The 24,153-nt window shown below is 60.1% G+C and carries 23 protein-coding genes and 2 tRNA genes; 21 read left to right on the top strand and 4 right to left on the bottom strand.

The window, feature by feature from the left end; all coding sequences use genetic code 11:
* Positions 1 to 33: 33 nt before the first annotated feature.
* The 17 genes from fabG to nagZ all read left to right on the top strand — a co-directional run bounded on the left by fabG (position 34) and on the right by nagZ (position 16,199).
* On the top strand, positions 34 to 774 hold the full coding sequence (gene fabG, locus GSQ93_RS08240) for a 3-oxoacyl-ACP reductase FabG (protein WP_158935176.1): 741 nt from the start codon (positions 34 to 36) through the stop codon (positions 772 to 774).
* Between the two features lie 261 nt (positions 775 to 1,035).
* Positions 1,036 to 1,275 carry an acyl carrier protein gene (acpP, locus tag GSQ93_RS08235; protein WP_004197638.1) on the top strand — a complete coding sequence of 80 codons (240 nt, stop codon included), beginning with the start codon at positions 1,036 to 1,038 and terminating at the stop codon, positions 1,273 to 1,275.
* 147 nt (positions 1,276 to 1,422) lie between these two features.
* Positions 1,423 to 2,661, top strand: a complete 1,239-nt coding sequence (gene fabF / locus GSQ93_RS08230; protein WP_158935175.1) for a beta-ketoacyl-ACP synthase II — start codon at positions 1,423 to 1,425, stop codon at positions 2,659 to 2,661.
* 46 nt (positions 2,662 to 2,707) lie between these two features.
* Positions 2,708 to 3,202, top strand: coding sequence for a hypothetical protein (locus GSQ93_RS08225; protein WP_254073803.1), 495 nt, complete (start codon positions 2,708 to 2,710; stop codon positions 3,200 to 3,202).
* Between the two features lie 95 nt (positions 3,203 to 3,297).
* Positions 3,298 to 3,897, top strand: coding sequence for an RNA polymerase sigma factor RpoE (gene rpoE / locus GSQ93_RS08220; protein ID WP_031363443.1), 600 nt, complete (start codon positions 3,298 to 3,300; stop codon positions 3,895 to 3,897).
* Between the two features lie 80 nt (positions 3,898 to 3,977).
* Positions 3,978 to 4,610: a sigma-E factor negative regulatory protein gene (locus tag GSQ93_RS08215; RefSeq protein WP_158935174.1), complete on the top strand. Its 633-nt coding sequence runs from the start codon at positions 3,978 to 3,980 to the stop codon at positions 4,608 to 4,610.
* Between the two features lie 3 nt (positions 4,611 to 4,613).
* Positions 4,614 to 5,657: a MucB/RseB C-terminal domain-containing protein gene (locus GSQ93_RS08210; protein ID WP_158935173.1), complete on the top strand. Its 1,044-nt coding sequence runs from the start codon at positions 4,614 to 4,616 to the stop codon at positions 5,655 to 5,657.
* Between the two features lie 19 nt (positions 5,658 to 5,676).
* Positions 5,677 to 7,296 (top strand): DegQ family serine endoprotease, encoded by a 1,620-nt coding sequence (locus GSQ93_RS08205; RefSeq protein ID WP_158935172.1) that lies wholly within the window; start codon positions 5,677 to 5,679, stop codon positions 7,294 to 7,296.
* A 5-nt stretch (positions 7,297 to 7,301) separates the two neighbouring features.
* Positions 7,302 to 7,565: a glutaredoxin family protein gene (locus tag GSQ93_RS08200; protein ID WP_158935171.1), complete on the top strand. Its 264-nt coding sequence runs from the start codon at positions 7,302 to 7,304 to the stop codon at positions 7,563 to 7,565.
* 139 nt (positions 7,566 to 7,704) lie between these two features.
* Positions 7,705 to 9,495 carry a translation elongation factor 4 gene (gene lepA / locus GSQ93_RS08195; RefSeq protein ID WP_158935170.1) on the top strand — a complete coding sequence of 597 codons (1,791 nt, stop codon included), beginning with the start codon at positions 7,705 to 7,707 and terminating at the stop codon, positions 9,493 to 9,495.
* A 21-nt stretch (positions 9,496 to 9,516) separates the two neighbouring features.
* Positions 9,517 to 10,410 carry a signal peptidase I gene (gene lepB, locus GSQ93_RS08190; RefSeq protein WP_158935169.1) on the top strand — a complete coding sequence of 298 codons (894 nt, stop codon included), beginning with the start codon at positions 9,517 to 9,519 and terminating at the stop codon, positions 10,408 to 10,410.
* Between the two features lie 225 nt (positions 10,411 to 10,635).
* The gene (gene rnc / locus GSQ93_RS08185) at positions 10,636 to 11,994 is read left to right on the top strand and encodes a ribonuclease III (RefSeq protein ID WP_158935168.1); all 1,359 of its coding nucleotides are present in this window, start codon (positions 10,636 to 10,638) and stop codon (positions 11,992 to 11,994) included.
* 106 nt (positions 11,995 to 12,100) lie between these two features.
* Positions 12,101 to 13,000, top strand: coding sequence for a GTPase Era (gene era / locus GSQ93_RS08180; RefSeq protein WP_158935197.1), 900 nt, complete (start codon positions 12,101 to 12,103; stop codon positions 12,998 to 13,000).
* Positions 12,987 to 13,901: a DNA repair protein RecO gene (gene recO / locus GSQ93_RS08175; protein ID WP_158935167.1), complete on the top strand. Its 915-nt coding sequence runs from the start codon at positions 12,987 to 12,989 to the stop codon at positions 13,899 to 13,901. The genes era and recO overlap by 14 nt, the downstream gene beginning before the upstream one ends.
* A complete protein-coding gene (gene pdxJ / locus GSQ93_RS08170) occupies positions 13,898 to 14,671 on the top strand; it encodes a pyridoxine 5'-phosphate synthase (protein ID WP_158935165.1) in 774 nt (257 codons plus the stop codon). The genes recO and pdxJ overlap by 4 nt, the downstream gene beginning before the upstream one ends.
* Positions 14,672 to 14,701: 30 nt before the next feature.
* Positions 14,702 to 15,145 (top strand): holo-ACP synthase, encoded by a 444-nt coding sequence (gene acpS / locus GSQ93_RS08165; protein ID WP_158935163.1) that lies wholly within the window; start codon positions 14,702 to 14,704, stop codon positions 15,143 to 15,145.
* Between the two features lie 49 nt (positions 15,146 to 15,194).
* Positions 15,195 to 16,199, top strand: a complete 1,005-nt coding sequence (gene nagZ, locus GSQ93_RS08160; protein ID WP_158935196.1) for a beta-N-acetylhexosaminidase — start codon at positions 15,195 to 15,197, stop codon at positions 16,197 to 16,199.
* Between the two features lie 86 nt (positions 16,200 to 16,285).
* Here the strand turns inward: nagZ and GSQ93_RS08155 are convergent, their stop codons facing one another.
* The 4 genes from GSQ93_RS08155 to earP form a co-directional block, all read right to left on the bottom strand.
* A complete protein-coding gene (locus GSQ93_RS08155; protein ID WP_158935161.1) occupies positions 16,286 to 17,668 on the bottom strand; it encodes a sigma-54 dependent transcriptional regulator in 1,383 nt (460 codons plus the stop codon).
* Positions 17,669 to 17,965: 297 nt separating this feature from the next.
* On the bottom strand, positions 17,966 to 18,301 hold the full coding sequence (locus GSQ93_RS08150) for a BON domain-containing protein (protein ID WP_158935159.1): 336 nt from the start codon (positions 18,299 to 18,301) through the stop codon (positions 17,966 to 17,968).
* Between the two features lie 283 nt (positions 18,302 to 18,584).
* Complete coding sequence (gene efp / locus GSQ93_RS08145; RefSeq protein WP_158935157.1) at positions 18,585 to 19,142, bottom strand: elongation factor P; 558 nt, start codon at positions 19,140 to 19,142, stop codon at positions 18,585 to 18,587.
* 200 nt (positions 19,143 to 19,342) lie between these two features.
* On the bottom strand, positions 19,343 to 20,545 hold the full coding sequence (gene earP / locus GSQ93_RS08140) for an elongation factor P maturation arginine rhamnosyltransferase EarP (protein ID WP_158935155.1): 1,203 nt from the start codon (positions 20,543 to 20,545) through the stop codon (positions 19,343 to 19,345).
* 268 nt (positions 20,546 to 20,813) lie between these two features.
* Between earP and uvrC the strand changes: the two genes are divergently transcribed.
* The 4 genes from uvrC to GSQ93_RS08120 all read left to right on the top strand — a co-directional run bounded on the left by uvrC (position 20,814) and on the right by GSQ93_RS08120 (position 24,095).
* The gene (gene uvrC / locus GSQ93_RS08135; protein WP_158935153.1) at positions 20,814 to 23,015 is read left to right on the top strand and encodes an excinuclease ABC subunit UvrC; all 2,202 of its coding nucleotides are present in this window, start codon (positions 20,814 to 20,816) and stop codon (positions 23,013 to 23,015) included.
* 85 nt (positions 23,016 to 23,100) lie between these two features.
* Entirely contained in the window at positions 23,101 to 23,697 is a 597-nt protein-coding gene (pgsA, locus tag GSQ93_RS08130) for a CDP-diacylglycerol--glycerol-3-phosphate 3-phosphatidyltransferase (protein ID WP_031363425.1), read from the top strand.
* Between the two features lie 189 nt (positions 23,698 to 23,886).
* Positions 23,887 to 23,962 (top strand) — tRNA-Gly (locus tag GSQ93_RS08125).
* 57 nt (positions 23,963 to 24,019) lie between these two features.
* Positions 24,020 to 24,095: transfer RNA gene (locus tag GSQ93_RS08120), tRNA-Gly, on the top strand.
* Positions 24,096 to 24,153 lie beyond the last annotated feature (58 nt).

Genomic DNA, 24,153 nt, shown 5'->3' with positions numbered 1-24,153 from the left:
AGCAGTAATGAAAAGACAAGGAACGGACGAAAGATGATTCTGGACAAGCACATAGTGGTCGTGACGGGCGCGTCGCGAGGGATCGGCCGGTCGATCGCGGTCGAACTTGCGCGCCAGGGCGCAACCGTGATTGGCACGGCGACCAGCGAAAGCGGCGCAGACGGCATTACCGAAGCATTGAAAGAGTTTGGCGGACCAAGCCGTGGCGCCGTGCTGAACGTGACCGATGCGGCCGCGAGCGAAGCGTTTATCGACGGCGTGGTCAAGGAGTTTGGCGGCCTTAACGTGCTCGTGAACAACGCCGGGATCACGAAAGATCAATTGGCGATGCGCATGAAGGACGACGAATTCGACGCTGTTATCGACACCAACCTGCGCGCCGTTTTTCGTCTCTCGCGCGCCGTGCTGCGCCCGATGATGAAAGCGCGCGGCGGACGGATCATCAACATTACGTCGGTGGTGGCGTCGTCGGGCAATCCGGGCCAGGCTAACTACGCGGCCGCGAAGGCCGGTGTGGCAGGCATGACGCGGGCGCTGGCCCGTGAAATTGGCAGCCGCGGGATCACGGTGAACTGCATTGCACCGGGTTTTATCGATACCGACATGACCAAGGTTTTACCCGAAGCACAGCGCGCGGCGCTCACAGCACAGATACCACTCGGCCGACTGGGCAGTCCGGAAGATATCGCTCATGCTGTGGCTTTCCTCGCTTCGCCGCACGCCGGGTACATCACGGGCACGACGCTTCACGTGAACGGCGGCATGTACATGTGACAGGCATTTCGTTAATATCCGCGCCTTGGGGCGCGGGTGCGTAAAGTGCTGATTTAAAGCGCGGTGCGCGAGACGGGAAATTTGCTGTCAGAAGTGGTAAGCGGGTAAGGGCGCAGGAGAGTGCGCAGGAAAGGCGTGACGGGCATCAAAGGCATGTCACGCACTAAACAAAGCTGATTCCGTGCGTGGGTATTTACGGGTACAAACCTGATAAAATGCGCGCACTTGTGTTTTTGAACTACATTTCCCTCGGAGGGCTGCATGGACAATATCGAACAGCGCGTGAAGAAGATCGTCGCCGAACAACTGGGCGTCGCCGAAGCCGAAATCAAGAACGAAGCTTCGTTCGTCAACGATCTGGGCGCTGACTCGCTCGACACCGTCGAACTCGTGATGGCTCTCGAAGACGAATTCGGCATGGAAATTCCTGACGAAGAAGCCGAGAAGATCACGACGGTTCAACAGGCGATCGACTACGCTCGCGCCAACGTCAAGGCCTAAAGCCCGACGCGCCAAGCTGCTTCTACGCTATTCGGGGTTGACGCTCTGTCGCGATTCGAACCGATTTAACAGCCACAGGGCTCACAGGGCAATTTCCTGTGAATCTTGTGGCTTTTGCTTTTTGTCATTTATGGATAAGGGGTTACCGTGAGCCGTCGTCGTGTTGTTGTTACAGGCCTTGGGCTGATTTCGCCTGTTGGCAATACCGTTGCCGACGGCTGGGCCAATCTGGTCGCTGGCAAGTCGGGCATTGCCGAGATCACGAAGTTCGATACCACGAACTTCTCCACGCGCTTTGCTGGCGAAGTCAAAGGCTTCAACGTCGAAGCCTATATGCCGGCCAAGGAAGCGCGCCACATGGATACCTTTATCCATTACGGCATAGCCGCCGGTGTGCAGGCCATGCAGGACAGCGGGCTGGAAATCACCGAGGAAAACTCGGAGCGCGTGGGCGTGGTGGTGGGATCGGGAATCGGCGGCTTGCCGATGATCGAAGCCACGCAAACGGAATTGCTGAACCGTGGTCCGCGCCGGGTTTCGCCGTTCTTCGTGCCGGCGTCGATCATCAACATGATCTCCGGCCATCTTTCCATCCGCTTCGGTTTGAAAGGACCGAATCTGGCTATCGTGACCGCCTGTACGACGGGTCTGCATTGCATCGGCGAAGGGTCGCGGCTGATCGAATACGGCGACGCCGACGTGATGATCTGCGGCGGTTCGGAAGCGACCGTATCGCCTTTGGGTATCGGTGGATTCGCGGCTGCGCGCGCGTTGTCCCAACGCAACGATGACCCGGCTACCGCCAGCCGTCCGTGGGACAAGGATCGGGACGGTTTTGTACTGGGCGAAGGCGCCGGCGTGATGGTGCTTGAAGAGTATGAGCATGCGAAGGCGCGCGGCGCGAAGATCTACGCCGAAGTCAGCGGCTACGGTATGAGCGGCGACGCGTATCACATGACCGCGCCCCCGGAAAACGGCGACGGCGCGCGCCGCAGCATGCGCAATGCGTTGAAAAACGCGCAGGTCAATGCGGACGAAGTGCATTACCTGAACGCTCACGGCACATCCACGCAGCTCGGTGATCTGGCCGAGACCATCGGCATCAAGAATGCCTTCGGCGACCACGCGAAGAAGCTCGTGGTGAATTCCACCAAGTCGATGACGGGCCATCTGCTCGGCGGCGCCGGCGGACTGGAATCAGTCTTCACGGTGCTGGCGCTGCACCACCAGATCTCGCCGCCGACCATGAACATTTTCAACCAGGACCCGGCTTGCGACTTGGACTACTGCGCGAACGAAGCGCGGAAAATGAAGATCGACGTGGCGCTGAAGAACTCGTTCGGTTTCGGCGGCACGAACGGCACGCTCGTTTTCAAGAAGCATTGAGCGACGTGCGTAGCGGCGCGCGCCTGATCGTCGCGGGAACGGGCGAATGACAAGCGCGCGTATTCCGTTGCCGCAGGCGCCGGCGGACTTGCTCGCCGGGGACTTGCATTCCGACTCCCCGCGCCGGTACGCACTCCGTCCCTCACCGTTCCTGTGGGCCGCCACTGCAGCATTCGTGGCGGTAGCGGCGGGATCGGTATTCCAGTGCGTGGCGGCTTACGCCGGACTGTTCAGCGCGTGCGTAGCGGCCTTGACCGTGACCGCCGCGCTGGCCACTGCGGCCTGGGGCGGCGAGCGACGCCGGCCCATTGCGTTCGAGATCGGACAAGATGGTCTGACCACGTGGGATCGGGCGGGGAATGCGCAATACCGGCGTATTGCAGGCTGTGCCCAGTGGAGCGACCGCCTGCTTGCCCTCATCCTGGTCCCGGCGAAAGGCCGCTCAGCATCGTTTCTGGTGGCCGCCGACGCGCTCGCCAATGCCGGTGCGTTCCGCGAACTGGCCGTGCGCGCCCGGCGTTGCGCCCAGGAACATCTGTAACGCGTGTAACCGCCGGTCAGCATCCGGCGTGTTCTGGCGGCGTAACGCTACAATAGCCCTCCGCGTAGCACCCCCAAAGTTAACGGATTTCCCAGGTGAGCGAAAAAGAAATCGATCAGGTACTGGTCGAACGCGTGCAAAAAGGCGACAAAGCAGCGTTCGAGCTACTGGTCGCCAAATATCAGCGCAAAATCATCCGGCTTATCTCGCGTCTCGTGCGGGATCCCGCTGAGGTCGAGGACGTCGCGCAGGACGCCTTTATCAAGGCTTATCGCGCGTTGCCGCAATTTCGCGGAGAATCGGCGTTTTATACGTGGCTTTACCGGATTGCGGTGAACACCGCGAAGAACTACCTTGCCACTCAGAGCCGTCGTGCTCCAACTTCTACCGAAGCTGATGCAGAAGAAGCGGAAACTTTCTCCGATGCAGACCAACTAAGGGATATCAACACGCCTGAGTCGATGTTGATGAGCAAGCAGATCGCCCAGACGGTCAATGCTGCAATGGCGGTTTTACCGGAAGAATTGCGCACCGCCATTACTCTTCGTGAGATTGAAGGTCTGAGCTACGAGGAAATTGCCGAGATGATGAATTGTCCAATTGGGACCGTCAGATCAAGAATTTTTCGTGCTCGCGAAGCCATTGCGGCAAAATTGCGTCCGTTGCTGGACACTCCCGAAGGCAAGCGCTGGTAACAGCGAGGTTGCGCGGGGCAGGGACGCGGTATCTGAGTCAGGTAGTGTCACTACGGGGTGCAGTCAAGATGGGGAGCATCATGGGGTCGGTTTCGGTGCAATCGCAAGCTAGCTCGCGAGGCGAGTGTCTGTCCGCTTTTGTCGACGGAGAATCGTTCGACGGTTCGGGCGACATTAGTCAATTTCTGTCCGGGTTTACGCAGAAGGATCGTGCGGCGTGGTCGGATTTCCACTTGATCGGCGACGCCCTGCGTTCCGACGATCTCGCGGCAAGTCCTGCAGCCAGCAGCGCATTCATGAACGCGTTCTCGGCGCGCTTCGAGTCCGAGGCGCATGTATTTGCGCCCGCGGCCATTCCGGCGGTCTCCTCCGCCGAGCGCCTACGTTCGCGGCTGTTCCGCCGCCGCGTCGTGCCGGCTTTCGCCGTCGCGGCTGCTGCAGCCACGCTGACGTGGATTGTCGTGCCGCAGTTGCAGGGCGTGGATGGCCACAACGGCGTACAGACGGCGTCTTTGTCGTCGGATCATGTGCAGCGCGTGGCCATGGCTTCCATGCCTGCCGCCAGCACGCGTTCACCGGTTGTCGAAGCGAATATCATTCGTGACGCAAGCCTGGACCAGTATCTCGAAGCGCATCAGCAATTCTCTCAACAGCCCGTCATGCCGGGCTCGATGCCTTTGATTCGCACTGCGGCTACCAGCCAAGGCCAATAACTGATGCAACGTGTGCGGTTGAAGAAAACGACTCATTGGGGGCGGTTGCCGGTCTTGATGTTCTGCGCAGCCGCGTTGTTATCCGCGGCATCGAGTGCTTTTGCGCAGGGCGACGATTCCGCCGCCGCGCGCAAGTCCGCTGCGGAACTGCTCAACCGGATTCACGACGCCGCACAGCAGCAGAACTACGAGGGCACCTTCGTCTACCAGCGTGGGACAACGGTGCAATCGTCGCGGATTACCCATTCGGCGGCGCGCAGCGACGGTGAGTTCGAGTCGCTGGAAAGCCTGGATGGCGCGCCTCGCAAGATGCTTCGCCACGACGACGACATGTACACGTTCGTACCCGAACGGCATTTGGTGGTCGTCGAAAAACGCCAGAATAAGGACGCGTTCCCGTCGTTGCTGACGACCAGCAGCGAGCAGGTCCTGACGGTCTATGAGCCGAAATTGCTCGGCCCGGACCGCGTCGCCGGCATCGACAGCCAGGTGATCGAGCTCGATCCCAAAGATGCCTGGCGTTTTGCCTACAAGCTTTGGGCCGATTCGAAAACCGGTCTTTTGCTGCGCGCGCAGACACTCGGCCCCGACGGCCAGGTGCTCGAACAGCTTTCATTTTCGCAAGTACAGATTGGCGGGTCCGTGGACCGCGCCGCCATTGCGAACGGAATCAAGAACATAGCCGGATGGACAATCGTTCGGCCGCCCGTTCAGCCGGTTGATATGGAAGCGCAGGGCTGGAAGATCGCGCCTGCCGTGCCGGGTTTCCGCGAGATTCGCGAGTTGCGCCGGCCGATGGCGTCGCGTGAAGAGGGCCAGCCGCCCATTCCCGTGGATCAGGCTGTTTTCTCGGACGGACTTGCGGCAATCTCGATTTTTGTCGAGCCCGTGGAAAAAAATTCCCGCAAGGAAGGTGCCGGTAATAACGGTGCTACACACGTGCTGGTCAAGCGTCGCGGGGATTTCTGGATTACCTTGCTGGGCGAAGTGCCCCAGGCCACGTTGCAGCAATTTGCTTCTGCCATAGAATACAAGCCTTCCAAGTAATTCCTCGGCCCACCACGATATGAGCAATCTCTCGCTGCGCACCTATTTCGCGGCCGCGGCGTTTGCCGCATGCCTGCCGCTCGCGACCTTCGCGGCCACGGCAACGACGCCCGCGTCGACGCCCGCCGCCACACCGGTCGCGGTGCCGGGAGTGAATCTGCCCGACTTCACCACCCTTGTCGATAAAGTGGGTCCGTCGGTCGTCAATATCCGGACGACAACCCGCGTCAGCAGCAGTAACGATCTGCGTGGCTTGCCACCCGGCATGGACGACGGCGACATGTCGGAGTTCTTCCGCCGTTTCTTCGGCATTCCGATGCCCGGCACGCCGGGTTCGCGCGGCGGAGGCGGTGGAAACGGCGGTGGTAGCGGCGGCAACGGCGGGAGCGGAGGCGGCGATCAGGGCGGCAGCGACAACGGCAGCAGCCAGGGTAATCGCAGCGCACCGCAAGACAGCCCCGACAATCAGGACAATTCGGAGCAGAGCAGCGGCGTGGGCTCGGGTTTTATCATGTCGGCCGATGGTTACGTGATGACCAATGCCCACGTGGTTGATGACGCGGACACCATCTACGTCACGCTCACGGACAAGCGCGAATTCAAGGCGAAGCTGATCGGTGTCGATGAACGCACGGACGTGGCAGTCGTCAAGATCCAGGCGACGAGCCTGCCAGCCATTACCATCGGTGATTCGAACAAGGTGCGTGTCGGCGAATGGGTGCTGGCAATCGGTTCGCCGTTCGGACTCGACAACACGGTGACGGCGGGTATTGTCAGCGCGAAGGGCCGTGACACGGGCGACTATCTGCCTTTCATCCAGACTGACGTCGCGGTGAATCCGGGTAATTCGGGTGGTCCGCTGATCAACATGGCGGGCGAGGTCATTGGCATCAACTCGCAGATCTACAGCCGTACGGGCGGCTTCATGGGGATTTCGTTCGCGATTCCTATCGATGAAGCCATGCGCGTCGCTGATCAGTTAAAGACAACGGGCAAGGTCACGCGCGGACGAATTGCTGTCGCAATTGGCGAGGTCACGAAGGAAGTGGCGGATTCGCTTGGGCTTCCGAAGGCGCAGGGTGCGCTGGTGAGCAGCGTGGAAGCGGGCGGGCCGGCCGACAAGGCAGGCATCCAGCCGGGTGACATCATCCTGAAATACAACGGCCACGACGTATCCACGGCGACGGACCTGCCACGCATGGTCGGCGACACGAAGCCGGGCACGAAGGCGACGATCACCGTGTGGCGCAAGGGCGAGTCGCGCGATTTGCCGATCACCATTGCGGAAATGCAGCCGGACAAGGTCGCGAAGACCGAAGCCAAGAAGACGCCGGTGCCGAAGGCGAGCGCGAGCAACACGCTCGGCATTGCGGTGAGCGACATTCCGGCTGACCAGAAGAAGACGCTGAAGGTCACCAATGGCGTGATGGTGGACGCGGTGGAAGGTCCGGCGGCGCGTGCCGGCTTCCAGAAGGGCGACATCATCTTGCGGATCGGCGACACGGACATCACGAGCGCGAAGCAATTCGACGCGGTCGCGCAAAACGTCGACCCGAGCAAGATGGTCGCGGTGCTGGTGCGTCGCGGGGACAACACGCAGTTCGTGCCGTTGCGCCCGCGTGCGCCGGTGCAGAAGTAAGCACAATGAACGCGCTCAAGCTTTATGGGCGCGCGTGGTGCCACCTGTGCGAAGACTTGCGCGCCGAGCTTGAGCCGATTGCGGCGGAGTTCGGCGTCGCTATCGAGTGGATTGATGTTGACACTGATCCTGCGCTCGAAGCGTTATACGACGAACTCGTGCCGGTTCTGGTGCTGGATGGCGTGGAGTTATGCCATTACCGGCTGGACGAAACGCGGGTGCGGGAAGCGCTTCTAAGCGCGCGTGCAAGCGCTCCCGGCACGCGCTAAGTCCCTGAGCAATCGGACCTTTCCCGTAAAATCCGCCGTCAGCCCGCCTTTTCGGCTAAAATAGATAAGTTTTTCACCCCCATTTTCAAGGCGTGCTCCGCGTTTGTCTGGGCGCGCCTTTTTGCTTGATCGGCACTGAATGAATCATATTCGTAACTTCTCGATCATTGCGCACATCGACCACGGCAAGTCGACGCTCGCCGATCGCATCATCCAGTTGTGCGGCGGCTTGTCCGATCGCGAGATGGACGCGCAGGTGCTCGACTCCATGGATCTCGAGCGCGAGCGCGGCATCACCATCAAGGCGCAAACTGCGGCACTGAGCTACAAGGCCCTCGACGGTCAGGTCTACAACCTGAATCTCATCGACACCCCGGGCCACGTCGACTTCTCGTACGAAGTCAGCCGCTCGCTGTCCGCCTGCGAAGGCGCGCTGCTGGTGGTGGACGCCAGCCAGGGCGTGGAAGCGCAGACGGTCGCCAATTGCTACATGGCGATCGAACTGGGCGTGGAAGTCGTGCCGGTCCTGAACAAGATCGACCTGCCCGCGGCAGACCCCGAGAACGCAATTTCGGAAATTGAAGATGTAATCGGTATTGATGCAACCGATGCCGCGCGTTGCAGCGCCAAGACGGGCCTCGGCGTGACCGATGTGCTTGAAGCGCTGATCGCTAAAGTGCCGCCTCCGAAGGGCGATCCGGACGCACCGCTGCAGGCGCTGATCATCGATTCATGGTTCGATAATTACGTCGGCGTGGTCATGCTCGTGCGCATCAAGAACGGTACGCTGCGTCCGAAGGAAAAGATCAAGATGATGGCGTCCGGGGCGGTTTATCCGGTCGAAAGTCTCGGCGTGTTCGCGCCGAAAGCCACGAATCTCGCGTCGCTGTCGGCGGGGCAGGTGGGCTTTATCATCGCGGGCATCAAGGAATTGCAGGCGGCGAAAGTGGGCGACACGGTGACCACCGTCGCGCGCCCGGCTGAAACGCCGCTGCCCGGTTTCAAGGAAGTGAAGCCGCAGGTGTTCGCGGGTTTGTATCCGATCGAAGCGAATCAGTACGACGCACTGCGTGAATCGCTGGAAAAGCTGAAGCTGAACGACTCCTCGCTGCAGTACGAGCCGGAAGTCTCGCAAGCGCTTGGTTTCGGTTTCCGATGCGGCTTTCTCGGTCTACTGCACATGGAGATCGTGCAGGAGCGGCTTGAGCGCGAGTTCGACATGGACCTCATCACCACGGCGCCGACCGTGGTGTACGAAGTCGTGAAGCGTGACGGCGTGCTGATCCAGGTCGAGAACCCGGCCAAGATGCCGGAGCCTTCTTACATTGAAGAAGTGCGCGAGCCGATCGTGACCGTGAACCTGTACATGCCGCAGGAGTATGTGGGCGCGGTGATCACGCTCTGTACGAACAAGCGCGGTTCGCAGATCAACATGCTGTATCACGGCCGTCAGGTTCAGCTCACGTACGAAATCCCGATGGCGGAAATCGTGCTGGATTTCTTCGACCGGTTGAAGTCCACGTCGCGCGGTTATGCGTCCATGGATTACGAGTTCAAGGAATATCGCGCGTCGGATGTGGTGAAGGTCGACATGCTGATCAATGGCGATAAGGTCGACGCGTTGTCAGTGATCGTGCACCGGTCGCAGAGTCAGCATCGCGGACGTGAAGTCGCGTCGAAGATGCGCGAACTGATTCCGCGCCAAATGTACGACGTCGCAATCCAGGCGACTATTGGCGCCAACATTATCGCGCGCGAGAACATTAAAGCATTGCGTAAGAACGTTCTGGCAAAGTGCTACGGCGGCGATATCTCGCGAAAGAAAAAGCTTCTGGAAAAGCAGAAGGCCGGCAAGAAGCGCATGAAACAAGTCGGTTCGGTCGAGATTCCGCAAGAAGCTTTCCTCGCGATTCTTCGCGTCGAAGATTAATAAAACAACCGGAAACGATTGATGAATTTTGCGTTGATTCTTTTGGTGCTCGTCATCGTGACGGGGATTGCGTGGGTGTTCGACAAACTGGTGTTTGAGAAGCAACGGCGTCGCGCAGCAGATGCAGCGGTAGCAGATTTCGATCAGCAGCAGGCACGCCTTGAGCCCCGTTTCGCCGACGAAAACGCGCCGCAAACGCGTGCTCACCTACGCGATGAAAAGCTCCGTCAGCCGTGGTACCTGGAGTATTCGGCAAGCTTCTTTCCGGTGATCCTGGTGGTGTTCGTGGTGCGCTCGTTCGTCGTCGAACCGTTCAAGATTCCGTCGGGATCCATGGTGCCTACGTTGCTGGTGGGCGATTTCATCCTCGTCAATAAATTCGAATATGGCCTGCGTCTGCCAATCAGCAATACCAAGCTGACCAGTGGCACGCCGCTCAAGCGCGGGGACGTAGTCGTGTTCCGTTATCCGAAAGACGAGTCAGTGGATTACATCAAGCGCGTGATCGGTCTTCCCGGCGACACCATCGCGTATCAGGACAAGAAGCTGACCATCAATGGCAAGGCTGTTCCGGAAACGGCGCTGCCTGATTTCTTCGATGACGAACGCATTGGTTATGCAAAGCAGTTCGAAGAAGATCTCGATGGCCGCAAGAACGCGATCCTGAATAATGCGCAAGTGCCGCCGTTCGTGATTGGCGCTGACGACTTCCCGTTCCGCGACAACTGCAACTACAACGCTCAAGGCGTCATTTGCAAAGTGCCGGCGGGTAACTATTTCATGATGGGCGACAACCGCGATAACAGTGCAGACAGCCGTTATTGGGGTTTCGTGCCTGACGCGAATATCGTGGGACGTGCATTCTTTATCTGGATGAACTTCAGCAGTTTGAAGCGCATTGGCGTGTTCCATTGATGCGCTGTTTTAAGCGCAGGTTTGATCAGGATCACAAGCTGTAATTTCGTTCGACAACTACGCCGCGTCATCGCGGCGTAGTTGTTATTGCAAGTCACCTTTGAGCCGCCCTAGAAACAGCATGAAGAATCGCGGCTAACGTGTGCTTGTCGTGTCATTTTTCTTGCGGTTTTCCGGCCTTTCAGCTGGATTCGCCCCTCCCGGCGCCCGCGTTATACTCTGCCCATGCCCTCAACCCCGTTGGAAAGCCGGCTCCAGTACGAATTTCGCAATGCGGAATTGCTGCGCCAGGCGATGACCCACCGCAGTCACAGTGCCACGCACAATGAACGACTCGAATTTCTCGGAGATTCCGTTCTAAATTGCGTGGTGGCTGCGCTTTTGTTCCAACGATTCGCAAAACTCGACGAAGGTGACCTTTCTCGCGTCCGGGCAAATCTCGTCAAGCAGCAGTCGCTTTATGAGATTGCGCAGGCACTGAATGTCTCCGAGGCGTTGCGATTGGGCGAGGGCGAGTTGCGCAGCGGCGGCTTCCGGCGCCCGTCCATATTGGCGGACACGCTCGAAGCCATCTTCGGCGCGGTCTTCCTGGACGGGGGTTTTGACGCTGCGCTTCAGGTCATCAAGCGGCTCTACACGCCAATCCTCGATCACATCGATCCACGCACGATCGGTAAAGACGCAAAGACGCTGCTGCAGGAATATCTGCAGGGCCACAAGATTGCATTGCCGACCTATACGGTCGTGGCCACGCACGGCGCGGCGCATAACCAGCAATTCGAAGTGGAATGCACGGTGCCGAAGCTCGATGTGAAAGTGTCGGGTTCCGGTGCGAGCCGGCGCGCGGCAGAACAGTCTGCGGCAAAGAAGGCGCTCGATGAATTGGCTTCCGCCGCGCCGGCCATGACGGCGAAGCCGAAACGCAAGGGTTCGCGCGCAGCCAAGCAAGCCGAACTGGAAATTGTGCCGGGTGTGACGGGCGTGCAGGCAGCGCTTGACCTGCGTGCACCCGACCGGCGTGAACGCGCACGCGCCAGCGCCAGCAGCAACAGTAATACCGCCAGCCACGATAGCAATACGCATAACGATCCCGAGCGTCCGGCGACTGCGCCATTCGCTGTGATTCGCGCATCGCATGTGGAACCGTCGGCGGGTGCATTCGCCAGCGCGGAAAAAACCGAGCGAGCGACGATTCATCGGACGGAAAAGGCGGAGAAATCAGCGCCCGAGGCGCCGGCGGCTGGAAATGAAAGCGCGGACAAGCCATCGGTTGCGCACGTCGAATCCGCAGTGGATAAGGCTGTGCATAACCCAGTGGAAAAAAACGCCGCGAAGGCAGATAGTGCAGGTGAAAAGGCGGTCACGAAGCAAGCTGAAAAGCAAGCCGACAAGCCGGCTGCGAAGAATGCCGACGCGTCCGCTGTCGAGAAGCCCGCAGCCCCCGCGCGGCAGCGTGAAGATGTGCCCGCCGTGAATTCTGCAACGGCATCGAAGAACGCTGAGAGCGTTGAAGCAAAGGTTGAAACGCACCTGGAAGAAAGCGTCGATGAAACCGTCGTACGCGCCGTCGATACCGGCCATTGAAGTGAGTTCTGAAGCCCGTCGCTCAAGCTCGCACGCTATCGATCACAAGCATAATCCGGACGCCACGCGTCCCCACGAATTCACCGAATCCGCAGCCGCACACATTATGAACGCACCCACTCCCTCTGGTTTCCGCTGCGGCATGGTCGCGATCGTCGGTCGGCCGAACGTCGGCAAATCGACCTTGATGAACGCGCTCGTCGGGCAGAAAGTCAGCATCACGTCGCGCAAGGCGCAGACTACGCGCCATCGAATCACCGGCATTCACACGCTGGACGACGCGCAGTACATTTTCGTCGATACCCCCGGTTTCCAGACCAAGCATAGCGGCGCGCTGAACCGATCGCTGAACCGCGCGGTGACGTCGACGCTCACGTCCGTCGATGCCATTCTGTTCGTGATCGAAGCGGGCCGTTTCGGTCCCGACGACCAGAAGGTGCTCGACCTGATTCCGGACGACACGCCGTGCCTGTTGATCGCGAACAAGCTGGATCACGTCAACGACAAGGCGACGTTATTCCCGTTCATGCAGAAGATGAGCGCGCTGCACGACTTCAAGGAAATCGTGCCGATGACCGCGAAGCATGCTGATGACATCACGCGCTTGATGACGGTTGTGAAGCCTTATCTGCCGGAAGGCTCGCCCATTTATGGTGAAGACGATCTCACCGATCGCAGCGAGCGTTTTCTCGCCGCCGAGATCCTGCGCGAGAAAGTGTTCCGCTGGACCGGCGACGAATTGCCGTACACGAGCACGGTGATGATCGACAAATGGGAAACCGAAGGCCGTTTGCGCCGCATTTTCGCGACCATTCTGGTGGAACGCGATACCCACAAGGCGATGATCATCGGTCAGAAAGGTGCAAAGCTGAAGCAGATCAGCACGGAAGCGCGCCAAGACATGGAACGGCTGTTCGATGGCCCCGTGTACCTTGAAACCTTCATCAAGGTGAAGAGCGGCTGGGCGGACAACGAAGCGGGACTGCGCGCCTATGGGTACGAATGACGCGTGGATGACCCAGTCCTCCGACGCAGAATCCGATCCGCTCGCCGACGATAACTTCAGCACCGACGAGCCGTCAGCGCCCGCGCCGAAAAGGCGCCGGACGGCGTCTGCGTCCGCGAAATCTGCCGCACCTAAAGAAGCCAAAGAACCCAAAGCCCCGCGACCACCGCGCGCCGCGCCGCGCTCGGATTTTCGTATCGCCGAGCAACCGTCGTTCGTGCTGCACAGCTATCCGTATCGTGAGACCAGTCTCGTGCTCGACGTGTTTTCCCGCGATCACGGCCGCGTCGCGCTCGTCGCCAAAGGCGCCAAGCGTCCGCATTCCGCCTTGCGCGGCGTGCTGCAGACTTTCCAGCCGCTGGGGTTATCGTGGACGGGGAAGGGCGAAGTCCGCACCTTGACGCAGGCGGAATGGGTCGGCGGCATGCTGCCCCTCGCTGGCGACGCGTTGTTATGCGGCTTCTACGTCAACGAATTACTCGTCAAGTTCTGCGCCCGCGAAGATGCGCATCCGGCGTTGTTCAATCACTATGTGCTGACGCTGTCGCGTCTCGCGCACGGTGAGCCTGCCTTGCATGCGCTGCGTTCCTTCGAACGTGTGCTGCTGCGCGAAACCGGTTACGCGATGGCATTGAATAAAACCATTACGCGCCAGCCGGTTCTCGCCGATCAAAAATACGTCTTCGATCCCGAACGCGGGGTGCGCGACGCGTCCGATGATGTACCGTCGCAATGGCCGGTGATCGCCGGGCAAACCCTTCTCGATATGGAGAAGGACGAATACAGCCGCCCGCAGACGGCCGCGCAAAGCAAGACGTTGATGCGCTTTCTGCTGAACGTGTATCTTGGCGGCACGCCGCTCGCCACCCGTCAAATCCTGATCGACCTGCAAAATCTATGAGCTTCTTTCTTTCGTCGCCCGCTAATGTGATCGATCTCGGCGTCAATATCGATCACGTTGCCACGCTGCGCAATGCGCGCGGCACGCCGTACCCCGACCCGATCCGCGCCGCGCTGCAAGCCGAAGAAGCGGGTGCGGACGCCATCACGCTGCATCTGCGGGAAGATCGCCGGCATATTGTCGACGCCGATGTCCTCGCGTTGCGTCCGCTGCTTAAAACGCGCATGAACCTTGAGTGCGCGGTGACGCAGGAAATGCTGGATATCGCGTGTGGCGTTCGTCCGCATGACGTATGTCTCGTGCCGGAAAAGCGTCAGGAATTGACGACCGAAGGCGGGCTGGATGTCGCGGGCCAGTTCAACGCAGTGAAGGCCGCGTGTGAGCAGTTGCGTCAGGCGGGCGCGCGAGTGTCGCTGTTTATCGACGCTGATGAAACGCAGATCCGCGCGGCGCATGAAGCCGGCGCACCGGTGATCGAATTGCATACCGGCTGTTATGCCGAAGCCCACGACGAAGCGACCCGTCAGAAAGAGTTTGAGCGCGTCGCGCGTAGCGTAGATTTCGGCAATTCGCTTGGGCTCAAGGTGAACGCCGGGCATGGTCTTCATTACACCAATGTCCAGCCGATCGCGGCGTTGGAAGGCATCGTGGAATTGAATATCGGCCATGCGATCGTTGCGCACGCCATCTTCGCCGGCTGGGACAACGCGGTGCGCGAGATGAAGGCCATCATGGTGGCGTCGCGCCTCGCTGCGACGGCATCGCGATAAGCGCTGACAACCTCAAACTCAGGCCCAACGATGGCGATCTACGGAATAGGCACGGATCTCGTTCAGGTAAGCCGTGTGGCGGGCGTGATGGAGCGCACGAAAGGGCGCTTCGCCGAGAAGGTGCTCGGGGCCGACGAACTGCGCATTTACCACGCGCGTAAAGCGCGCTCCGAAGTCCGCGGCCTCGCCTTTCTCGCGACGCGTTTTTCCGCGAAAGAAGCGTTTTCGAAAGCAATCGGATTGGGCATGCACTGGCCGATGACCTGGCGCGCGCTGCAAACGCTCAACGAGCCGAGCGGCAAGCCGAAGATTGTCGCGTCGGGAGAACTCGCTGACTGGATGGCGGTGCGCGGTATTACCGCCCAGGTCACCATCACCGATGAACGCGATTACGCGGTGTCGTTTGTCATCGCGGAAACGGGTGTAACGCCTCCCGCAAACGCAGAACCAAACACGGCAACAAAAACCCCCTGACTTTCTCGTACTCAATTTGAACTCGTTAAAACGCATTCCCGGGCCGGTCATGCTCGACGTGGCCGGCACCACGCTCTCCGACGCCGATATTCGTCGTATCGACCATCCGATGACCGGCGGCATCATCCTCTTCGCACGGCATTTCCAGGATCGCGCGCAACTCGTCGCGCTGACCGATGCAATTCGCGCGGTTCGTGACGACATCCTGATTGCCGTCGATCACGAAGGCGGCCGCGTGCAGCGTTTTCGTACCGATGGCTTCACCGTTCTGCCCGCGCCGGGGAAGCTCGGCGCGCTGTGGGACCGCGACGTGTTGCTGGCGACGAAAACCGCGACCGCGTTCGGGTATGTACTCGCGGCGGAACTGCGGGCGTGTGGCGTCGACATGAGTTTTACGCCCGTGCTCGATCTCGATTACGGGCACTCGAAGGTGATCGGCGATCGTGCGTTGCATAGCGACCCGCGCGTGGTGACGATGCTCGCGAAGAGTCTGAACCACGGTCTCGCGCTCGCCGGCATGGCCAATTGCGGCAAGCATTTTCCGGGGCATGGGTTTGCATCGGCGGATTCGCATGTGGCCATGCCTGTGGACGACCGTTCGCTCGAGGACATCCTCGCCGCCGATAGCAAACCGTACGACTGGTTGGGCATGTCCTTGGCGTCAGTGATTCCGGCGCACGTGATTTACCCGCAGGTCGATGAGAAACCCGCGGGCTTTTCGCGCGTCTGGCTGCAGGACATCTTGCGGGGCAAGCTCGGTTTCAACGGCGCAATTTTCAGCGACGATCTTTCGATGGAAGCCGCCCGCGCCGGCGGAACGCTAACCGAAGCGGCCACGGCGGCGCTCACGGCAGGCTGCGACATGGTGCTGATCTGCAATCAGCCGGACGAAGCGGAGAAGGTGCTGGACCGGCTTACGTTCGTGCAGACGAAGGCATCGCAGACTCGCTTGCGCCGGATGCGGCCACGAGGCCGCGCGTGGCGCTGGGGCAAGCTCATGGCGCAGGTGGAGTATCAGCAGGCGCTGGCGCTGGTGAAAAGCGCGCTGGGCTGAAGCGCGTCTAGCGTAGCTAACTATAAAAAAAGCCGCTGGTTCTGAAAAACGCAAGAACGAGCGGCTTGTTGCAACCAACGTACAAATCACTCCAGCTTCATGCGCTGGAGCTTGTTGTAAAGCGTCTTCGGGCTGATCCCGAGTAGCGTCGCCGCGCGGTGGCGCGTGCCGCCCACCGCCTCCAGCGTTGCACGAATCAGCATGTCTTCGACATCGGCGAGCGCCGTGCCCACCGTTACCTGCACGCTGCTGCCATTGAGTCCGCGTCCGCCTGTGCCGCCATGCTCATCGGCACGCAAGGTTTCGATGACATCGCCGGATGCGTGATACGCGCGGCGTACCCGCTCGCGTAGTTCACGCACATTACCGGGCCATTCGGTCGCGAGGCATTCGCGAATGAAATCGGGGCTCACGCGTTTGGGCGCGCCGCTCGTGATGCCGCTCACGTGGTTCTCGCGATTCAATTCATCGACGAAATGCTCGGCCAGCAAGGCAATGTCGTCGCCCCGGTCGCGTAAGGGCGGCAAGGCAATCGACGACGCATTCAGGCGCAGGAACAGATCCTCACGCAATTTGCCATCGGCGACGGCGTCTTTCACCGGCGTGCGCGTTGCCGCCAGCAGGCGGAAGTCCGTCACAATCTTGTTGCTGCCGCCCACGCGCATGAAGGTTTGCGAGTCGAGCGCGCGCAGCAGCGCTTCCTGCTGCGAGATCGGCAATGCGTCGATCTGATCGAGGAACAGCGTCCCGCCACCCGCTTGCTCAAGCAAGCCGGGTTCACGGTTCTCCGCGCCGGCAAACGCACCGCGTTCGTGGCCGAACATCAGGCTTTCCATCGAGCGATTGCTGGTCTCGTTGGCCGCGGCGCAGTTGAACGCAACGAACGGGCCTTTGCGGCGCCGGCTCATCTCATGCAGCGTGCGAGCGGCCACTTTCTTGCCCGTGCCGCTTTCGCCGCAAATCAACACAGCCGCTTCCGTAGGCGCGGTGTGTTCAATCAGATCGTAGACATGCTGGATCGCACCGCTGCGCCCAAGCAAGCCGCCAAAATGGCCTAGTTCGCGCAGCGTGGAGCGCAATGCCCGTACTTCTTCCGTCAACTCGTAAGGGCGCGGAATTCGGGCGAGCAAGCTGCGCAGGCGCGGAATGTTGACCGGCTTCAGCAGGTAATCCCAGATCCCTTGCCGCAAGCCCTCGATAGCGCTCTCCACCGTCGCGTTACCCGTCATCACAATCACAGGCAGCGCGCCACCGGGCGGGTGCGCCGGCAGGTTGTGGAGGAGGTCGAGACCGCTGCCATCGGGCAGGTTCAGGTCGACCAGCACGACGTCCGGGATGAAGCGCGTCAGGGCAGAGCGCGCTTCGGCGAGCGTAGTCGCGGTATCGACGGAAAAACCGTCTGCCGCGAGGATGGCGGACAGGCCGGAAAGGCTATTGGGATCGTCTTCGACAATCAAAGCGTGTGGCATGGCGGACACAACGTATTAAATGGTCTGAAATTCGTTCCGCGCTGCTCGCCTCCAATGGCGAAATCCAGCGGCGGACGCCTCGATGCCGAGCCGCGTCGGCGAGAGCTGTTGGCGGGATGACACGTCAAGGTGTCAGTGCTCGCCGAAGGTTCCAGCCCTCTCTCAACGCTGCGGGGTCTTTGTCCTGCACTTCCTGATGTGTTCTGGGTATTTCCGGTTGCGGCGGATTTGTCTGAGCCGGGTCTAAGCGTCTAAGCACGACTTGCTCCCGACGCAATCGCTCAGCCCGTCCGCGTTCTATTGCGGCTTAACGTTCAGTTCGTTTTTGACCGACTGCACGCCTTCGACGCCATGGGCGACCGCTACCGCTTTTTGAATCTGGTCCGGCGAATTCACAAATCCCGTCAACAGCACTTCACCCCGATACGTCGTCACACTCACCGCCAGCGACTTCAGGCCCGGATCAGTGAGTAATGCGGCTTTCACCTTGGCGGTCAGCGCGGAGTCGGCGGTGTATTCGCCAGCCGATTCCTGTGTGGGTGTCGACGAACATCCGGCAGTGATCGCGATGACGGGTAAGGCACATGAAACAGCAAGAACAAGACGAGCGAGAACGGTTTTTGTAATTGGCATGGTCGCGTATTGTTGTTGGAAAATTCGACGCCGTCACAGCGCGGTCACAACTAGCGGAGCAGGTTTCATGCCATCGTCACATCTATGAAAAATCAAGGAATTAGCAGTCAAGATCGCGTCGCATGCCCGAATCAGCCGGAAATTTCGAGAAACGGTCCGGTAAAGTTTGCCTGAATTGGCAATAATGTTCAGCAAAAAGAAAAAGCGCCCCGAAGGGCGCTTTCTTTGATTCTCTTTTACGTGGAGCGCGCAAGCCAGCTTTGGCAGCCGGCCGGCCGAAGCCTTATGCGCGGCTGCGATACTCGTTGGTACGCGTATCGATTTCGATCTTGTCGCCGATGCTGCAGAACAGCGGCACTTGCAGTTCGAAACCCGTGGCGAGCTTGGCGGTCTTCAAAACCTTGCCTGACGACGTGTCGCCCTTCACGGCCGGTTCTGTATAGATGATCTCGCGGACCAGCGAGGTCGGCAGTTCTACCGAGATGGCTTTCTCGTTGTAGAACACCACTTCGCACGGCATGCCGTCTGCGAGGTAGTGCAGGGCGTCGCCCATCATGTCGGCTTCGACTTCGAACTGGTTGTAGTCGGCGTCCATGAATACGTACATGGGGTCGGCGAAGTACGAGTACGTCACTTCCTTGCGGTCGAGCTGGACGACGTCGAACTTGTCGTCGGCCTTGTACACCGATTCCATGTTGCCGGTGGACAGCAGGTTGCGGAACTTCATCTTCACGACCGCGGAATTGCGGCCGGATTTGTTGTATTCGGCCTTCAGCACGACCATGGCATCGCTGCCGATCATCACGACGTTGCCGACGCGGAGTTCTTGTGCGGTCTTCATATTAAAAAACTGTCCTGTACGAAAATGGGAGCCTGATCGCTGCAGTGTCGACGGCCGGCTCATGGCGGAAATTCGATTGATCTCCAACCCGGGCGATGGCCCGCTTATGGCCGCTTCACTGGCTAGTCCACGTGCTTATTCCACTGTGGAATTCGTTCGGAACTGATGGCGTTCCGGACTGCAAGCCGTTGGATAACCGCTTATTTTAACTGAGTTTTCGCGAATTCCGCCAGATTTCCAGCCAGATCGCCAACGCTTGCCAGTTCCGTTGCCCAATCCGCGGCGCGCCGTTCCAGCAGCGCGCGGTTTTGCCAGAAATCGTCCCAGTCCGGCGTGCCCGCGCCGTTCCACGCATGCCAGAAGCGTTCGAGCGAGGTTCGCGCCTGGTCCGGCAAGCCCTTCGCGTAGTGTGCGAGGGCGGCGTCGAGTTTCGGCAGATGGGCGTCGTCGCCTTGCGGGTAGATGTGCCAGACAAACGGCGTTTGCGCCCATTGCGCCCGCACGAACGAATCCTCGCCGCGCACGAAATTCAGGTCGGCGGCCCAGAGCAGGGCATCGAAAAGCGGCTGTTCGACAAAACCCAGCGCGTAAGCCGAAAGCGATCCGCTTGTCGCCTTCGCCCCCGCCTGAAAGTCCGGCAGTCCGAAAAATCGGGCCACCGCCCCGGAAATGCGTCCTTCCGGCACGAGCAACGCAACTGGCGTCGCGGAATCGCGCCATTGTTCAAGCAGCGTATCGATGGCGGGATTTTCGTACGCGAACAGGGAAATGACGGTCGTCCCGGACGGCGGCGGCGCGATGCCGACGCGCGCGCGCCACCAGGCATCGCGATCAAACGCCTCGCGCTCGGCATCCAGTGCGCGCTCTTTCAGGACGCCACCGGTGCCGGGGCCCAGGCCGGGAAAAAAGAACGTCTTGTCGAGCGCGTAGCGCGGATGCGGTGACGGTCTCAGATGAAAATCCGCGACCCAGTCCTCCCCGCTCAGGTATTCGAGATTCACCCACACGGGCTTGTTCTCGCGGCGTGCCATTGCGCCTACGTACACCGCCGGCAATTCGCAGCCGAACGCCTCGATCACGACATCGGCGATCCGCAGCGTGTCGCCGGCATGCGACGGCGCGTGCCAGTGCTCGATCATCACGCCCGCCGCGCTTTGGCGCTCAAGTGCGGGATCGACGGCGGGGCAGAGCGCATGAAAGGCCTTGAGGTCATCGACGAAAAGCCGCACTTGCCAGTCGTGTTCGCTGGCCAGTTGGCGCGCGAGCCGCCAGCAGACGCCGATGTCGCCGAAATTGTCGATGACCGCGCAGAAAATATCGCACGCGATGTTGGTGGCCGGAGCGCCGGTGTCGACGCTGGCGTGGCCGGAGGCAGCCGGCAATGGTTCGGATGAAGACGGCATGGGCAATAGAGCGGCGATGAACCGCTAATGAATGGCGAAGAATGGTGGGCGGCGGTTTGAACTAAACTGGCGCTTTTAAGGATAGCGATTCGCGCGTCGCGCTGGGTTACGGTTGCGTTACGGTTGAGTCAGGAGCTTGCCTGGCTCAGAGTCCTTGCCGGCGTATTGCTCGGGTAACTCGGGCACCTTGCTTCATCCATGCTCCGCTCGAATCCAATAAAATCAATTTGCTGATCCCAAGAGACGCGCTCCCCGCCATCATCCCTGCATGACAGACTCCGACGTTTTCGACCCCAAAAAAAGCCTGGCTCAGTTGCCGCACCTGCCGGGCGTGTACCGCTACTACGACGAACAGGGCAACGTGCTGTACGTCGGTAAGGCGCGCGACCTGAGAAAACGCGTGTCGAGCTATTTTACGAAGACATTGCTTTCTCCGCGCATCGCGATGATGGTCACGCGCATCCGCAAAATTGAAACCACCGTCACGCGGTCCGAAGCTGAAGCGCTGTTGCTTGAGAATAATCTGATCAAGGCGCTCGCGCCGCGCTACAACATCCTGTTTCGCGACGACAAGTCGTATCCGTATCTGAAGCTTACCGGCCATAAGTTTCCGCGCATGGCGTATTACCGTGGCGGTGTTGACAAGAAGAATCAGTACTTCGGGCCGTTCCCGAGCGCGTGGGCGGTGCGCGAAAGTATCCAGATCCTGCAGCGCGTATTCCAGTTGCGCACCTGCGAAGATTCCGTCTTCACCAATCGTACGCGACCTTGTTTGCTGCATCAGATCGGGCGTTGTACCGGGCCGTGCGTCGGGCTGATCAACGACGAAGATTACGCCCGCGATGTGTCGAACGCATCGCGCTTCCTGCTCGGACGCCAGGGCGAAGTGATGAAGGAACTCGAGCAGAAGATGCACGCGTTCGCCGCCGATCTCAAGTTCGAACAGGCCGCGGCCGTGCGTAACCAGATGAGCTCGCTGTCCACGGTGCTGCATCAGCAGGCCATTGAGGTAGGCGGAGATAACGACGTCGATATCCTCGCGGTCGCAGCGCTGGGCGGCAAGGTCTGCGTGAATCTCGCGATGGTGCGCGGCGGCCGGCATCTCGGCGATAAGGCCTATTTCCCGACGCACGTAGAAGCGGCGTTGGCCATAGAAGATGCGATGCCGGAAGAGCTTGCCGGCGATGACTTCGTGGAGGGCGTGGCGAATATCGTCATCGAACAAGTCGATGCGCAAGCTGATGCAATCACGTTGCCGGCCGGCACGCTCGCGGCGCGCGAGCAGGCGTTCGAGGCCCACGCCACGACAGATGAAATGCAGGAGGAGATTGCCGAAACCGGCGACGCGCCGCTGCATGACGCGACGGAATCGGAACGTCAGGGAGCGCTCGAAGCTGAAGTGCTGGAGGCGTTTATCGCCCAGCATTACATCGGCAATCGCGTGCCGCCGGTGCTGGTGGTGAGCCACGCTCCGACGAACCGCGAACTCGTCGATCTGCTGATCGAACAGGCGGGGCACAAGGTCGTGGTGCTGCGTCAGCCGCAGGGACAGAAGCGCGCGTGGCTGTCGATGGCTGAATCGAATGCAAAGCTTGCGCTTGCACGCTTGCTGTCTGAACAGGGTTCGCAGCAGGCTCGCACGCGATCTCTCGCCGACACGCTGAGCTTTGAAATGGCCGATCTCGCGCAGTTGCGGATCGAATGTTTCGACATCAGCCACACGATGGGCGAAGCGACGCAGGCATCGTGCGTGGTGTATCACCATCACAAGATGCAGTCGGCCGAATATCGGCGCTACAACATCACCGGCATCACGCCCGGTGACGATTACGCCGCCATGCGCCAGGTTCTCACGCGCCGCTACGAGAAGATGCTGGCGCAGGCCGCGGCGCGAGCTGTTGATGAACCGCAGCAGGAAGCGGTGGAAGAGGTGGCGTCGGACGCCGAAACGCAAGTGGAAGCAGAGTTAGAACCGGCCAGTCCCGCCGAAGCCGATGTCGCTGAACCGGTGCCATCGGGCGGCCGCTTGCCGAATATCGTGTTGATCGATGGTGGCAAGGGCCAGGTCGAGATCGCGCGGCAAGTGTTCGCCGAACTGGGCCTCGATGACAGCATGCTGGTCGGCGTGGCGAAGGGGGAAGGGCGCAAGGTGGGCCTCGAAACCCTGATTTTCGCCGATGGCCGCGCCCCGCTCGAACTGGGCAAGGAGAGCGCGGCGCTGATGCTGGTCGCGCAGATTCGCGACGAAGCGCACCGCTTTGCGATTACCGGCATGCGCGCGAAACGGGCGAAGACGCGGCAGACATCACGGCTTGAGGAACTGGAGGGAATCGGCGCGAAACGGCGTCAGAAGCTACTGTCGCGTTTCGGCGGTTTGCGCGGGGTGCAGGCGGCGAGCGTGGAGGATCTGGCGAGCGTCGAAGGCATTTCGCAGGCGCTCGCCGAGCAGATCTACCGGCAGTTGCATTGAGCGCAACGTCCGGCCGTCCGGCCCGTCGTCTTGTGACATGTAGGGCGACGCGGCACAATGGCACCTCTCTATAAGAGTCACGCCCATGCCGTTTAATTTTCCGATTTTCCTGACGTGGCTGCGAATTGTGCTGATTCCGCTCGTCGTGGGCGTCTTCTATTTGCCGGACGTGATGATGAGCCCGGACCATCGCAACCTGCTTGCCATGGTCATCTTCGTGCTGGCCGCGCTGACCGACTGGTTCGACGGCTACCTCGCGCGCAAGCTCAATCAGACATCGGCATTCGGCGCGTTTCTCGATCCCGTTGCAGACAAGCTCATGGTCACCGCCGCGCTGCTCGTGCTCGTGCAGTTGATGCGGCTGAACGCGGTGATTGCGCTGGTTATCGTGGGTCGTGAGATCACGATTTCGGCGTTGCGGGAATGGATGGCGCAGATCGGGGCATCGAAGAGCGTGGCGGTGAATTCGCTCGGCAAATTCAAGACGGTCTGCCAGATGGTCGCGATCCCCATGCTGCTGTTCTACGGGCCGCTCAAGATTGCAGGCACGCCGCTCGTTATCGATACGCGTGTGTGGGGACTCTGGCTGATCTATGTTGCTGCATTCCTCACGGTCTGGTCCATGCTCTATTACATGAAGCTCGCATGGCCACAGATTCGCGAGCGCGGGGGCATGCTGTGATTCAGCGTGTTGTGATTCGACATGCTGTGATTCAGGTTGGAGAGCGTTTAAAAGTGATGGGGTACATACAAAGCGCTTGACACTAAAGTTGGCCTTCTCCATAATCTCGTTTCTGTCGGGTGAACGCAAAAAACCGCGAAGCCAGATGAAGGTAAAAAGCAGTAAATTGGCAGAAGAAGTCAGCAAGATGCGGGAGTAGCTCAGTTGGTAGAGCGCAACCTTGCCAAGGTTGAGGTCGCGAGTTCGAGCCTCGTCTCCCGCTCCAAATCAAGAAGGTCGTTGGCAATGGTAAGCCGGCGGCTGGCAGTAACTGCAGGACCATGCGGGAGTAGCTCAGTTGGTAGAGCGCAACCTTGCCAAGGTTGAGGTCGCGAGTTCGAGCCTCGTCTCCCGCTCCAAAAAAAGGGGAAGCCAAGCTTCCCTTTTTGTTTGGTGGACCCTTTCAATGGGTCGGTT

Source organism: Burkholderia sp. S171 (assembly GCF_009766085.1).
Taxonomy (GTDB): domain Bacteria; phylum Pseudomonadota; class Gammaproteobacteria; order Burkholderiales; family Burkholderiaceae; genus Caballeronia.
This window is presented reverse-complemented; position numbering and strand designations above follow the sequence as displayed.

Bases quoted from the DNA above. Each gene is read 5' to 3' on its own strand.
- fabG (WP_158935176.1), top strand. From the start codon at position 34: ATGATTCTGGACAAGCACATAGTGGTCGTGACGGGCGCGTCGCGAGGG.
- acpP (WP_004197638.1), top strand. From the start codon at position 1,036: ATGGACAATATCGAACAGCGCGTGAAGAAGATCGTCGCCGAACAACTG.
- GSQ93_RS08225 (WP_254073803.1), top strand. From the start codon at position 2,708: ATGACAAGCGCGCGTATTCCGTTGCCGCAGGCGCCGGCGGACTTGCTC.
- GSQ93_RS08215 (WP_158935174.1), top strand. From the start codon at position 3,978: ATGGGGTCGGTTTCGGTGCAATCGCAAGCTAGCTCGCGAGGCGAGTGT.
- GSQ93_RS08210 (WP_158935173.1), top strand. From the start codon at position 4,614: ATGCAACGTGTGCGGTTGAAGAAAACGACTCATTGGGGGCGGTTGCCG.
- GSQ93_RS08205 (WP_158935172.1), top strand. From the start codon at position 5,677: ATGAGCAATCTCTCGCTGCGCACCTATTTCGCGGCCGCGGCGTTTGCC.
- GSQ93_RS08200 (WP_158935171.1), top strand. From the start codon at position 7,302: ATGAACGCGCTCAAGCTTTATGGGCGCGCGTGGTGCCACCTGTGCGAA.
- lepA (WP_158935170.1), top strand. From the start codon at position 7,705: ATGAATCATATTCGTAACTTCTCGATCATTGCGCACATCGACCACGGC.
- lepB (WP_158935169.1), top strand. From the start codon at position 9,517: ATGAATTTTGCGTTGATTCTTTTGGTGCTCGTCATCGTGACGGGGATT.
- rnc (WP_158935168.1), top strand. From the start codon at position 10,636: ATGCCCTCAACCCCGTTGGAAAGCCGGCTCCAGTACGAATTTCGCAAT.
- era (WP_158935197.1), top strand. From the start codon at position 12,101: ATGAACGCACCCACTCCCTCTGGTTTCCGCTGCGGCATGGTCGCGATC.
- recO (WP_158935167.1), top strand. From the start codon at position 12,987: ATGGGTACGAATGACGCGTGGATGACCCAGTCCTCCGACGCAGAATCC.
- pdxJ (WP_158935165.1), top strand. From the start codon at position 13,898: ATGAGCTTCTTTCTTTCGTCGCCCGCTAATGTGATCGATCTCGGCGTC.
- acpS (WP_158935163.1), top strand. From the start codon at position 14,702: ATGGCGATCTACGGAATAGGCACGGATCTCGTTCAGGTAAGCCGTGTG.
- nagZ (WP_158935196.1), top strand. From the start codon at position 15,195: ATGCTCGACGTGGCCGGCACCACGCTCTCCGACGCCGATATTCGTCGT.
- GSQ93_RS08155 (WP_158935161.1), bottom strand. From the start codon at position 17,668: ATGCCACACGCTTTGATTGTCGAAGACGATCCCAATAGCCTTTCCGGC.
- GSQ93_RS08150 (WP_158935159.1), bottom strand. From the start codon at position 18,301: ATGCCAATTACAAAAACCGTTCTCGCTCGTCTTGTTCTTGCTGTTTCA.
- efp (WP_158935157.1), bottom strand. From the start codon at position 19,142: ATGAAGACCGCACAAGAACTCCGCGTCGGCAACGTCGTGATGATCGGC.
- earP (WP_158935155.1), bottom strand. From the start codon at position 20,545: ATGCCGTCTTCATCCGAACCATTGCCGGCTGCCTCCGGCCACGCCAGC.
- uvrC (WP_158935153.1), top strand. From the start codon at position 20,814: ATGACAGACTCCGACGTTTTCGACCCCAAAAAAAGCCTGGCTCAGTTG.
- pgsA (WP_031363425.1), top strand. From the start codon at position 23,101: ATGCCGTTTAATTTTCCGATTTTCCTGACGTGGCTGCGAATTGTGCTG.